Annotated in this window: 13 protein-coding genes; 11 read left to right on the plus strand and 2 right to left on the minus strand. The window is 36.0% G+C overall.

Annotated features, from left to right (window positions below; genetic code table 11):
* Positions 1–619 precede the first annotated feature (619 nt).
* A complete protein-coding gene (locus tag BZG01_RS16670; protein ID WP_101310981.1) occupies positions 620–1,330 on the minus strand; it encodes a DNA-binding domain-containing protein in 711 nt (236 codons plus the stop codon).
* A gap of 745 nt (positions 1,331–2,075) precedes the next feature.
* On the opposite strand from BZG01_RS16670, the gene BZG01_RS16675 reads away from it, so the two are divergent.
* From BZG01_RS16675 to BZG01_RS21800, 6 genes are all read left to right on the plus strand, one after another.
* Positions 2,076–2,633, plus strand: a complete 558-nt coding sequence (locus BZG01_RS16675) for a hypothetical protein (protein WP_143470927.1) — start codon at positions 2,076–2,078, stop codon at positions 2,631–2,633.
* Between the two features lie 73 nt (positions 2,634–2,706).
* Positions 2,707–4,227, plus strand: a complete 1,521-nt coding sequence (locus BZG01_RS16680) for a zinc-ribbon domain-containing protein (RefSeq protein ID WP_143470928.1) — start codon at positions 2,707–2,709, stop codon at positions 4,225–4,227.
* A gap of 265 nt (positions 4,228–4,492) precedes the next feature.
* Positions 4,493–5,245: a DUF2971 domain-containing protein gene (locus BZG01_RS16685; protein ID WP_101310984.1), complete on the plus strand. Its 753-nt coding sequence runs from the start codon at positions 4,493–4,495 to the stop codon at positions 5,243–5,245.
* A 428-nt stretch (positions 5,246–5,673) separates the two neighbouring features.
* On the plus strand, positions 5,674–6,567 hold the full coding sequence (locus BZG01_RS16690; protein WP_101310985.1) for an alpha/beta fold hydrolase: 894 nt from the start codon (positions 5,674–5,676) through the stop codon (positions 6,565–6,567).
* Positions 6,568–6,658: 91 nt separating this feature from the next.
* Positions 6,659–6,916 (plus strand): KilA-N domain-containing protein, encoded by a 258-nt coding sequence (locus BZG01_RS16695; protein ID WP_245870404.1) that lies wholly within the window; start codon positions 6,659–6,661, stop codon positions 6,914–6,916.
* On the plus strand, positions 6,909–7,082 hold the full coding sequence (locus BZG01_RS21800) for a sodium ion-translocating decarboxylase subunit beta (RefSeq protein ID WP_218973144.1): 174 nt from the start codon (positions 6,909–6,911) through the stop codon (positions 7,080–7,082). The genes BZG01_RS16695 and BZG01_RS21800 overlap by 8 nt, the downstream gene beginning before the upstream one ends.
* Before the next feature lie 214 nt (positions 7,083–7,296).
* Here BZG01_RS21800 and BZG01_RS16705 read toward each other — a convergent pair whose 3' ends face one another.
* The gene (locus BZG01_RS16705; RefSeq protein WP_101310986.1) at positions 7,297–8,046 is read right to left on the minus strand and encodes a phosphatase PAP2 family protein; all 750 of its coding nucleotides are present in this window, start codon (positions 8,044–8,046) and stop codon (positions 7,297–7,299) included.
* A gap of 388 nt (positions 8,047–8,434) precedes the next feature.
* Here BZG01_RS16705 and BZG01_RS16710 point away from each other — a divergent pair, with 388 nt between their 5' ends.
* The 5 genes from BZG01_RS16710 (at position 8,435) to BZG01_RS16735 (ending at position 13,233) form a co-directional block, all read left to right on the plus strand.
* Positions 8,435–9,166 (plus strand): phosphatase PAP2 family protein, encoded by a 732-nt coding sequence (locus tag BZG01_RS16710; RefSeq protein ID WP_101310987.1) that lies wholly within the window; start codon positions 8,435–8,437, stop codon positions 9,164–9,166.
* A complete protein-coding gene (locus BZG01_RS16715; protein ID WP_101310988.1) occupies positions 9,129–10,712 on the plus strand; it encodes an ArnT family glycosyltransferase in 1,584 nt (527 codons plus the stop codon). The genes BZG01_RS16710 and BZG01_RS16715 overlap by 38 nt, the downstream gene beginning before the upstream one ends.
* 4 nt (positions 10,713–10,716) lie before the next feature.
* Positions 10,717–11,670, plus strand: a complete 954-nt coding sequence (locus BZG01_RS16720) for a glycosyltransferase family 2 protein (protein ID WP_101310989.1) — start codon at positions 10,717–10,719, stop codon at positions 11,668–11,670.
* Positions 11,671–12,022: 352 nt separating this feature from the next.
* Entirely contained in the window at positions 12,023–12,493 is a 471-nt protein-coding gene (locus BZG01_RS16730) for a PPC domain-containing DNA-binding protein (RefSeq protein WP_101310991.1), read from the plus strand.
* A gap of 278 nt (positions 12,494–12,771) precedes the next feature.
* Entirely contained in the window at positions 12,772–13,233 is a 462-nt protein-coding gene (locus BZG01_RS16735; RefSeq protein WP_101310992.1) for a PaaI family thioesterase, read from the plus strand.
* Positions 13,234–13,353 lie beyond the last annotated feature (120 nt).

Consider the following 13,353-nt stretch of genomic DNA (forward strand, 5'->3'; position numbering starts at 1 on the left):
TTTGTTGTTTTGGACAACAGGTTATGAGATCTCTCGGGATAAGATAACGTACTTTCGTCACGTCCTACTTGATTTACTCTTAGTGGTTACGGTTGACTTTTGGGTTTTCCCAATCCATAGCTCGGTTACCCACACTAATAAGCCTTATATCAAGTTTCTGTTCGTTAGAACGATGACTTTGCTGATGGCTTCCTTCAGATTTGGGGTCGCCCCCAACACCCTTGCCAATTGCTAGTTCTTCCTGTCAACTCGGCGAACTCAAGAACGTTTCATCTTGATAGCACGTTACCATGCCCGACATACTAAGAATACCTGCGATGTAAGAATCGCAGGAACAATGCCACCCCTCTCAACATCGAAACATTGTGCAGTTCCTAACCTCTGGTCAAGATCACAAACCAACATTTCCTTTTCCATATCCACGACCACAACGGTCGTGGTGCTACGACTACAACAGTCGTGCTACTACGACCACAACGGTCGTGGTGCTACGACCACAACAGTCGTGGTACTACGACTACAACGGTCGTGGTACTACGACCATAACAGTCGTGAAAAAACAAGAGCCGATTCGTTTGAATCGACTCCTGAATACAATTTCACCGTAAAACCGCACAACTTAATCTCCCGAACCTACAGGAACCAAATCTGTTAAAAAACGACCTGATCTCATACTCTTATAGTTCTTAAAAATTACTCTCACCTCTACCTGAAAACTACCTCTCTTTAAGACTTCAGGTACAAAAAACAACAATTCAGAGGGTTTGTTTTTTACCACATCAGCAACTTTGGTTACCACACCATCGCCGGAAATAAAAAAGATTCCCTGATCGGCATCTTCCTCATCGAATTTTAAAAGCGATCCTTTTAGGGAAGCAATCTGACCCGGACTAAAGGTCTCGTTTACGGCTTTGGTTTTTAAATCGGTGAACTGTTGAATCACCGGCTGTGCCACAGATATTTCTACCTTGCGCAATTCAATATTCCCAACCGCTTCGGACAAACGACTGCCGGCATTCAGCTTCAAACGAATAGAATGGCGTGATTTATCGAAACTATCGCTCTGATTAACAAACACCCCCGAAATACTCGGATACACCTTAAACAGCTCGGTGTTTACATTGTTGCCACTGGCCACGGCCTGCACCACAGCATAATTAAATTCTTCGATTACCGATAAAGCTTCGGCCTTGGTTACGGTAGAGCCTTTGCCAATCATTTGCTCAACAATTTGCTCTGTGCCAATGGTTTCGTTATCGGTTACCATGCCCATGTAATCATCAGGATCATCGGTAAGATGATTCGGAATTAATCCGTATCTTAACGTCATAATTTGAAAAAATTATATAAAAGGGACAGGGCCCGTTGGCTGCATTTCCTACCCGCAAAAGTTGAAGATGCTCGGCCAATGGGTTGCCTGTTTTTTTTGTATTGTTAAAAGGCGGCTATTTGTTGCCAAACCCCCTCCCCACGTAACAAAAACAGATTGAAACTATTCAATTATCTCCACATATCAAAACCATAATTGGTAAAACAGATTCATTTTTATGCTAACAAGATCACATCAACCCGTGGCATGCTTTCTGTTTACTGGGCTTTGAAGAAAAATGTAAAAAATGTTAAATTTATCAGATTTACCAAAATTCACCACAACAGCTCACAGCACATAAACAGACATTTATTCCTGACAAACAACACTAAATCCTTAATAAATCAATTTTCCTTAATAAAGCCAGGCAGGCAACACAAGACACAAACCCCTGACTGCGAATCCTTTCTTCACTATTTATATTGATAATGAATAAGCGAAGCTACTTTTCTGTTTATATTTTATGCTTACTTTTAGTGGTGTTTGTAAAAAACAGGAGGAACTTACACTGCCACAAGTAAAACATCTCTTGCAAAAACAGAAAGCCCATTAGGCGTAATTTTAATGGATAACAAAAAGGATAACAACAACTTACACGAGACAACAGATAAGTGATGTAAGACGCATAGCGTCTTAGCCACTTGTTAGCCTTAATTAAGCGTAGCAAAAAGCTATCTATTATGAACCATAAATAAAATAGATGACAATGTCTGGATTTAACACAATTGTAATATCTCAAAAAAGATTTATAGATATTTCACTTTCTGAAATCATGGAGAAACTATTATATGCTGGAGTCATCAATACAATTTCAAGCTTAATAAAAAAATCATATCAATTATTAAAAAAATCTAGAAAACCTAATCGCTACGAGGAGAAGAACTATATGATTACAAATATTTGTAGACTTTATGAATTTCCGAAATTCGAGATTGAAGACGTGTGGAAAAATGGAGAGTTAAGAAAAGTATTTTATGAAGTATCTATAGACCTACTCAAAAAGTTTAAAGTGAAAGATACTCATAGGCTAGAATATATTTCTAAAAACTTTGGCGTAAGAACAAATAATCAAGGGGAATTAGTAAAAGAATTAAAGAGGAAATTAAATGACTCAAATGACACAGACTTCCCGTACAAATTAGGATTTAGAAGCATATATGTATTAATTTCTGACAATATGAAAAAGGTAAAGGAAGAAGACCTGTTCTTAATTCTAAGAAAACTAAAACCTTTCTTTAAATCTTTTAAATATCCTGAGAGATGAAAGAAAGGACAGACTATTTCAATCCCCGCACGGTTCATATGCCCAGCCGTTATGGGCAATTAAGAAATGAGCCGTGAAAGAAAAAAAATACATTATTGAATATAAAGAGCTAATGGCTGAATGGGATTTTGATGCTAATAATCAATTATATCTCGACCCAAATAAAATTACTCACGGTTCTCATAAGAAAGCTCATTGGATTTGCAAAACTAATCAGACTCATAAATGGCAAGCAGAAGTAAAAAGTAGAGTAAGTGGAAATGGGTGTAAATTTTGTGCTGGCCAAGCTGTTTCCGATAAGAACTCATTGTATGTCAACTACCCTGAGTTAATGAAAGAATGGAACTATACGCTTAATGAAGCAAATGGAATAAATCCCAATGATTTCTCTTATGGTTCTCGAAAAGAAGTGTATTGGACTTGTTTAAAATGCAATGAAACATACCCATGCAGAATAAGCAACAAAGTTTTGCTAAATAGGGGCTGTCCATTTTGTAGCAATAAAAAAGTAAATAATAAAAACAATCTAAGCGTTCGGTTTCCATCTCTAGCAAATGAATGGGATAATAAAAAAAATGACAAAAAAGCAACAGAGGTTTTACCTCATACAAACAAAGTCTATTTTTGGGTATGTGCCAATGGTCATAGTTATAAAGCATCGCCAAATAATAGAACAACTGGAGATGCTTGTCCTTATTGCTCTGGCAATCAAGTTTGCGATGATAATTGCTTAGAAACTCTAAATCCTCAGTTATCCAAAGAATGGCATCCTACTAAAAACATAGACTTAACACCTAGAGATGTGACTGCAAATTCCAATAAATCTGTATGGTGGCTTTGTGAATGTGGTTTTTCATATAAGGCAAAGGTAAACAACAGAGCAAATGGTAAAGGATGTCGTCAATGTGCAAAAAGAATTCAATCTTCCTTTCCAGAACAGGCAATATTTTTTTATATCAAGCAAATATTTCCTGACGCAATAAATGGGTATATAGTAGAAGGAAATTATGAGTTGGATATTTACATTCCAAGTTGTCAAATCGGGATTGAATATGATGGATACAATTGGCATTCTAGTGAAAAATCATCGGAGAAAGATTCAAAAAAGAATGTGTTTGTAAACGAAAAAGGAATAAAACTAATTAGGATAAGAGAGAAAGGTTGTGCTCAATTATTAAATAATGATTGTATTATTATTAATTGTGTTGCTGAAACTCGAAACTTTCATATAAATGAAGTTGTTTTAGATTTGATAGCAAATATTAAAAAAATAGTCGAACTAGAAATAGAAGTGAAACCTAACATACAGACTGATAGATTTCAAATTATTGCACAATATAAAACAACTTTAAAGGAGAAAAGTATTGCTTTTACTCATCCATCTTTAATTGAAGAGTGGGACTCTGAGAAAAATAAACCTTTAAAACCAGAAATGTTTTCATATGGTAGTGATATTGAAGTTAGCTGGATTTGTAAAAATGATACTAGTCATAAATGGAATGCAAGGATAAATACTAGAACTAAAGGAACGAATTGTCCGATTTGCTATAAAGAAAGAAGAAAAAAAGCCCATAACAATGCATATAAAACATAAGGGCTACAGTGGTTTACGGAACGTTTGTGCTTTTAATCAGCCCCGCCAAATTTGCAATTTGACTAGTTGATTAAAAAGTTTAAATTTGTGTCTAATTGCAAATTTTGCTCGGTGCAAACATGATATGTAAGTGTTTAAAAATCCTTACGTTTCATATGCCAACGTTATGGGCAAGTTGAAAAAAATGCAGTATTATGCAAGTGCACTATATGCATTGCACATATCAGATATATGAATCTAAGATTATAATAAATAAGATAAGTCAATGGGCGAAATTCTATATCATTACACATCACTTGAAGTATTAAAAAAAATACTTGATTTTGAAAAGATCCGATTTACAAAGATGAATTCTTTAAATGATAGAACTGAATATGAATACGGGATTAAGCTTTTGAAAGATAAAATAACTGAGTTTGAAAATAATAATAAAATCAACAATCGCTTTGATTCTGAATTGTTAGACAAATTCTCATTTTTAGATGAGTTATACTCATTATCATTTACAGAAAGTGGAGACAAGCTATCTTTTTGGAACAGTTATTATGTTGACAAAATGACACCAATATGTATTGGTTTTGATTCAGATAAAGTTTTTATTAGTGATTTTATTATTAATCGTTGCATTTATGATGACCCTTATCCATCAATGAGTAAAGAACGATACATTTGGTTTAAGAATATTTTTGATATCAAAAATATATTGCATATTTCAAAGAATCGTGAATATATTCAAATTACGTTTCAGACAGCCCACATAAAGCAAAAATGCTTTGACATTGAAAAAGAATGGAGAGCTGTTTCTTTTGGGGTTAAAAATAGCTCATTGGGGACGTTTAACCGAGGAGGAAAAGAGGTTGATTATTTTGACCAACCTTTCAATACTGAAAGTATATGTGAAATTATTGTTGGTCCTTCTAGTCAACAAGATTTAAACTATCAAGAAGTTATGTCAGCCTTGTCTAGAAAAGGATTAAATAAGTCAGTTAGAAAATCAACTATTCCATTAGTATTGTAGACAAATATTAGTTAAACATGATTTTTGAAATTACAGTTAACTAATTAATAATTTGAGTAAACCAGCGCCTAGTCGAGTAAGCCAGGGGAATTTGACTTCGCCGATTTTCAATTCACCCCTAACTTCTCACAGAACCGTATCCCGAAAAAAATCGGGACGGGCAGCAAATCTCTCAATTGGCTTCGCCGAACTTCGTTTCATACGGCTCTTATTATGCAGTCAATTCAATATTAGGTCAACTGATAATCCAATGTCCAATGATAAAATAGATTGGGATAACAATTACAGATACGCCTTAACCATCTCACAGCTTTCACTTTTGCGTTTGTACTGGTTAAAATACGGAAAAACAGGAACTTATATAGACCATAGTGATACGTTTACGATTAAGACGATGTCAATAAAAAAATACTAAGGAGGAATATGGTATGTCACACATAAAGGCAAATGGTATACAAATTGAATATGAAATTTTTGGAAAGAAAATAAATCCTACAATAGTGCTTATTGCAGGAAATGGTGCTCAACTAAATTTTTGGGAAACAGATTTCTGTAAAATGCTTGCAAAAAACAATTTACAAGTGATACGCTTTGATAACCGCGATGCGGGATTATCTACAAAATTCGACGCAGCTGGGATTCCAGATATGACAAAAATATACCAAGCAGCACAAGATGGGAAACCAATTAAGACAGCATATTCATTGGAGGATATGGCTGATGATGTAGCTGGTTTGTTAGATACGTTGGAAATAAGTAAGGCTCACATCTGCGGTGCTTCTATGGGAGGCACGATTGCTCAGGTTTTTGCCTGTAGGCATCCTTCTCGTATATGTAGTTTAATTTGCATTATGTCATCTACAGGCAATCCGAATAATCCGCAAATATCACCGGAAACATTGGCGATTGTTACAGCCACCCCTCCATCTGAACGAAATGCATATATTGAGTATACTTTACGTATGTGGAAAAATATTTGGAGTAAGGGATTTCCTTTTGAAGAAGAACGTGCAAAACGGTATTGTGAAGAAAGCTATGACCGTTCTTATTATCCAATAGGAACTGTACGCCAAAATGCAGCGTTAGTAGCTAATGGTGACAGAAGACAACACCTTTCATTATTAACAATTCCAACGCTGGTAATTCATGGGACCGCAGATGTATTATTCCCTGTTGAAGCAGGTAAAGATATGGCACGCACAATACCTAATGCTAAATTGCTTTTGATTGAAGGAATGGGACATGATATGCCTAAAGGAACATGGAAATGCATAGTAGAAGCTATTATTAATCAGGTAAAGGACACGTCTCATTCATGTTAATGGGGAAAGATGCAATCACGTTTATCATATGTGCAAAAAATATTTCTAATAGAATTGTATATTTGTATAAATTACAATTTGACTTAAATATATGACAAGTAAATCTCAAATAGAAGTTGAAAACAAGCTCATTTCAATTGTAAAACAGGATGAGCAAGACTATATCTGCTTGACCGATATGATTCGGGATGAAGAAGGTTCTGACCATATTCGGAACTGGATGAGAAACCGAAATACTGTTGAATTTATTGGACTATGGGAAACTTTAAATAATCCGAATTTTAAACATGTCGAATTCGACACCTTTAGAAAACATAGCATATATTTTTCCTTTTCGAGATATGATTAATTTATTTACAAAACAAGAAGCAGGAGCAATTGGAATTATTGGAGGAATAGATGGACCAACCGCAATATTTATATCATCACAAATTAATTGGTATACAGTTGTTTTGGTTGCTTTAGAGATAATATGCGGAATATATTTGTTACTGACTCATTTGAAGAAGAAATAAACTCCACTGAATAGTAGTGGCAAGCTTGCGGATTACAACGACAATCAATGAAAAGTTATAAAAGATTTGGAATTAAACTTTGAGAAGACATATTATTACCCCCCAAAAGAATGGGCAGAGAAAAACTTGAACATCGTACAATGGACAGAGATGCCACCTGGAGAACATTTGTAAATTTTACAGGAAATTTAGAATTTAATCATCGTTTAAATTCTTAAAATGTAATTGAACAACTAAGACCAAGTTGCTTTGTATTGTAAAATGGTATCATCAGAGCAGTTTGTTTTCTGTTCTTTTTTCTGGTAAGTATTCTTTCATAAATCAGATAGGATATTTTTGTACTTAGTATTCCAATTCCTGCTCCTGCCGCAATATCAGTCACCCAATGCTTGTTATTCACAACTCTAAATATCCCAACTGAAGCGGCCATAGAATATCCTGCAATTCCATACCAAACTGAAACATCTTTATATTCCTGCCAAAGGAGTTCTGCATTCACAAAAGCCATAGCCGTATGTCCCGACGGAAAAGATGTAAATCCGGAATGATCGGGCCTCTCCTCTTTTGCCGTATATTTTAAAGTATTAACTACCGCTCCCATAATAAATAAAGAAGTTCCTTGTAGTAACAACTGATTTGAAAAGCTGTGTTTTCCTTTTACTCCCAGTAAGTTATTTGCATAAACCACACCTGCCGGAGCATACTGCATAAAATCATCAATCGTAAAACGCCTGTCAATATTCTCGGCCACTTCCTCCTGAATCTCCTCATTAAAAATCTCAAAACCATTACTCTCAAAACCAATTACACCAACAAATACTAAAGAAACCGGAATAATTGTTTTTTTGATGTTCAAGCCGTACTCATATTTATCATTGGACTTTGCATTCAAAGAATCTATTACCGAATAGTTGGCTAGAACCTGAAGAGGAAGAAGAAAAATAATAAGGAAATAGAATCGCATAATTCTTTTATAATTTAGGTTAATGAATCCTTCTACTCCAACTCAACTATTTTAAGAGTGCAGATTCCAATTGCTCAATTTAGGAACTAAATGTAATCCGAAAGCCTAAAGAAAATTTGAAGCTTATCTTATTTCTACAGAAGTATTTTTATCCAAGCATCTGGAAATTACTTGTTTATTTGGAACCAAACAAAATGACAGAAAATAAATTAGATAGAAAAAAGTATTTTCAAGTTAGGTTATTTAACAAATAAAAGCAATAACTTGTATGTAAACAGATTCATTTTAAGATATGTTCGCTTAATACAGAAGAAAAGCCTGGACGAATTTACTACTTCAATAACGCTAACAAACAACTTATATCATAAGTAGAAAAACACTTTGTCTTATGAGAATTATTTCAAAACAGATAATTTACAGCTCACTCATTTTCTGCCTCTTACTTGTATACGGAGGCTATATTCTGTCTGCTTTTTCCGAAATTGAATTCTCCTTATTCATTAATGCACTTTATACTCCTTTTCTCGATCAGTTTTTTTTCTGGATAACCCTGCTTGGAGATGGCAGCTTACTCCTGGTTCTTGCCTTTGTTTTCCTCTTCAAAAAATACTATTACGCAATACTTAGTGTACTGCTGTTGATATCCTCGGGTCTGATTTCCTATCTGTTAAAAAAAATGATATTTGTAAATTCAATGCGTCCGTTGCATTATTTATCAGTCGCCAACATTCACATTCCCAACGGAATTCATTTTTACTATAAAAATTCATTCCCTTCGGGACACGCAATGACCGCATTTGTTGCCGCAAGCCTGCTCATATGGATTTATCGGAAATCCCTCCTTAGTTACCTGTCCTTAACCATAGCAAGCCTGGTTTGTATCTCCCGGGTTTATCTTTTGCAGCATTTTTTTATCGATGTGTATTTTGGAGCTATTCTGGGTGTTCTTGAATCGGCTCTTTTCATTTGGATAGTAGAAACCAAATTAAACCGGCTTCAAAACAGCAAATTAAATTCATCCTTATATTCATTTCTTATCACAAAAATTAAAATTCCATTGCCATCCATAAATCCTAAAAGTAATGAGAAGCTTCCTTCTAAGTATGCACCCAAAAATTAAAATCCCTGTACTTATTCTGCTTTTGTATGTTATTGTTGCAACAGCTGGAATTAGTGGCTCAATTTATATTTTAGACGAGGCAAAAAATGCTGAGTGCGCCCGCGAAATGCTTGAAAGCGGAAATTATATTGTTCCCGGATTCAATTATGAATTGCGCACCGACAAACCACCATTGCACTACTTTTTTATGCTTTTGTCGTACAAAATCTTTGGTGTTTCATCCTGGTCAGCCCGGTTTTTTTCAATCGTTTTTGGAGCCTTAAGCTTACTAATTACATACTTTTTTGTGAAAAAATGGCTGGGCATTAAATCAGCCTATTTCAGTTCATTGGTTCTGATATCTTCCCTTCATTTTGGGGTTTTCTTTCACATGGCAGTACCCGATCCATACCTCCTGTTTTTCTTTACCGCTTCTTTATTCCTGTTTTTTGAATCTCTTCAGGAAAAAAACAGATTCGCTGCAATGGGCATGTATATTTGCCTGGCAATGGGCGTTTTATCGAAAGGTCCTATTGCAGTTTTGCTGCCCGGATTCATTATGCTCGTCTATTTACTGTTTAGCCAAAAATTACAATTTTCAACCATTTGGAGATTAAAACCCATATCCGGACTTCTCATTTTTGCAGCAATAGCTTTACCCTGGTACATTTTAGTCCATCTGGAAACCCATGGCGCATGGACGCATGGATTTTTCTTTGAACACAATCTGGAACGCTTTGCCAGTACCAAAGAAGGTCATGGAGGAAGCTTTTTAATGGCATCTGGTTTTGTACTGATGGGTTTGTTTCCTTTTTCAATATTTCTGGTTCGTGCCCTATCGCATGCTTATCGAAATAAAAAGAAGGATGTATTGCTGTTAGCTCTTGTTGCCGGACTTACAATCACCCTGTTTTTTAGTCTGTCGTCAACTCGATTGCCAAATTATACTGCACCGGCCTACCCGTTTTTTGCGATTCTTATTGGTACTTTGCTCGCCAAACAAAAACAGCTTGCATACAGATGGGAGCTCATTGTTCTGTTTATTGTTACCATTCTGATTATTACAGCAGGTTATTTCGCGCTGAATATTGAGAAACAATACACTCATTTAAAACCACAGCTATTACTGCTTTTGCCCGGACTCGTTGGAGCCGGATTTGCTTTGAAACTCCATAAAAAGAGAGCGTTAAATTTCACGATTCATTTAATCAGCTATTCTTTTATTCTTCTCTCCTTTTTCCTTTCGGAGATTGTTTTTTTTCAAATTGCCAAACAAAACCCGGTCACCCTGTCGCTGCCATGCATCAATAAAGATGAACCCATTGCCTGCTATAAAAAGTTCAATCCCTCCTACCCTTTTTATCTAAAGCAAAAAGTTATAAAGCTGGAAAGTATTGAAAGTATAAAAGATTTCCTGCAGAATCATCCTAAAGCTTGTGTTATCAGTACAAGCAAAAGCCTTCGGGATGTAAACTACTCTGATTTTGCCGTAAAAATATTTGAACAAAAAGATGTTTTCGAGAACAGAACCACCGTACTCTTAAAGAATAAATTCACTAAGAACTAAAAGCATGAAAAAACTCAGTCTTGTTATCTGTGTTTACAATGAGGAACTAAATATTGCTCCTTTAAGCGAGAAAATTATTCAATCACTAACCGATTACGAATATGAAGTTATTTTCGTAGATGACGGCTCAACAGATGCAACCCGAAACAACATTCTGAATATTAATGATGAACGCTTTGTAATGGTTCAACTTCGAAAAAATTACGGACAAAGCTCAGCTTTGGCTGCCGGAATTTCGGTGGCCACAGGAGAATACATTGCCACCCTTGACGGGGATTTGCAAAACGATCCGGCAGATATTCCCATGATGCTGCAATTGGCCGAAGACGGAGATTGGGATTTGGTAGCAGGAATTCGAAGCAATAGAAAAGATGGCTTGCTTTTGCGGTTAATTCCCAGCAAAATTGCCAATTACCTAATTCGTTTACTCACTAAAGTGGATATAAAGGACTATGGCTGTACGCTTAAAGTTTACAAAAATGAAATTGCCAAAGAACTTGGACTTTATGGAGAACTTCACCGGTTTATTCCTATTCTTGCCAGCTCGAACGGAGCAAGCATAACGCAAATACCGGTGAAACATCATGCCCGGCAATTTGGAAAAACGAAGTACAATTTATCAAGAACCTTTAAAGTTGCAAGCGATCTTATTTTAATGGTTTTTCTTACCCGGTACATGCAAAAACCGATGCATATTTTCGGCGGTTTGGGCATTCTGATATTTACAATCGGAGCCATTCTAAATGTTTATTTGTTGGGTCTTAAAATAATGGGAGAAGACATTTGGGGGAAACCCATCCTTATTTTAGCCTTGCTTATGGTGCTTGGTGGAATTCAACTGATTACCATTGGTATCATATCCGAAATACAAATGCGGACTTACTACGAATCGCAGCAAAAAAGTCCCTTTAAAATTAAAAGAATCGTTTCGGGCAAAGCAAATTCTCCTGCCAAATAGAAAAATCAAAAAAATGGTCAAACACAGTTCCATGAATATATCCCACAGTTATATGAACATTCTCCTAAAATGCCTGCAAACACTATCCCCCAGGCATGTACCACCCTCCAATTGGCAAGTTTTCCTCTCCAATTAGCATTGATGACCCTCCCTTAAGTAAATTTGATGTGAATAATTGGACTGAAAATGACCAATTGATTCCGAATTCCTGGATTAACCATAGAGTTCGGGATCAGAATGACAATAAGATTGACCTTATTGGAACCCTCTTTTTTAGTGAAAACTTTTAGTTCCCTGTTGGCTCTTACCATTTTTATATTTTCTAATTTTACATTTTCCTAAAAATATATCTATGTTGAAATTGAATGCCTTTATCCTTCTTGCAGGTTTTATCAGTTTGGTTTCCTGTCAGCAAAATAATGTTGAAATGTATGCCCTGCGGTTAAAACCGGGGATGGATCTGAAACAAGAAATGGCGCAATTTGTTGAAACCAATCAGCTGCAATCGGCATCGGTTTCTACCTGTGTGGGGAGTTTGAGAGAACTGATTATCCGGCCGGCAAATCAGAAAGAGCTTTTGCATTTGAAGGGGCATTACGAAATTGTTTCTTTGACCGGAACATTTGCAGACCATGGTAAAAACAATCATATTCATATCTCGGTATCGGATAGCACAGGCAATACGATTGGTGGTCATCTGGTAGATGGCAATATCATTTACACAACTGCAGAAATTGTTCTTCTCAATAATAAAGACCTGAATTTTACGCGTGTTGTTGATCCTGAAACAACATTTTACGAATTGGAAGTTGTGGGGAACTAATTCAATTAACATCAAAACTCATCTTATAAAAAATAGTGCTTATAGAATGAAGTCATACCCTGACAAGAACGATTTGTATACAGTCAGAGCATAACAAGCAGCTATTTTAAGCAGGCTGTTGATATTAAATTGGTATCAATTGTAAAACTCATACCAGCTTTTTCATTTTCTGTTTATCACCATGTGATGGCATGGATTTCCCAACAAATTTTTCAGCATACCGATCTTATTGGTATCTTCAAGTCTGATAACAAAAAAAGTTTTTAAAAATATTTACAATGAAAGGAATTCAGGATTACTACCCGGATCATTTTGCACAATGTTACGGTTGCGGCAGGTTAAATGAACACGGACATCAGATTAAAACTTTTTGGGAGGGTGAAGGAACGCTTACCCGCTTTGTGCCCAAAGAATATCACACGGCTATTCCTGGTTTTGTATACGGCGGACTACTGGCCTCGCTGATAGATTGCCACGGAACCGGATCGGCGGCATTGGCTCTGGCCAAAGCACAGGGCATTGAGCTTTCCGAAACCAACGCACCAAGATGTGTTACGGCCTCGTTGCAGGTAAAATATTTAAAGCCAACACCCATTGGCGGCGAAATAGTAATTAAAGGAAAAATTAAGGAAGTTGGAGCGCGAAAGGTGATTGTGGAAGCAGAACTGTTTGCAAACGGAGTGCTTTGCGTTGTTGGCGAGGTAATTTCGGTTCTGGTTCCCGATAATTTTGGCCTGTAAAAAATGAGGATGAACAAAAAGTTGAATCGTATACTATTCAACGACTTTTGCCCTTAAATTCACTAAAGGGAAGTTGTTGAAATTCAGGCTCCCTTTAGGGTCAGGGGTAAAAATGAATTT

The organism is Labilibaculum manganireducens, from assembly GCF_002843385.1.
GTDB lineage: Bacteria > Bacteroidota > Bacteroidia > Bacteroidales > Marinifilaceae > Labilibaculum > Labilibaculum manganireducens.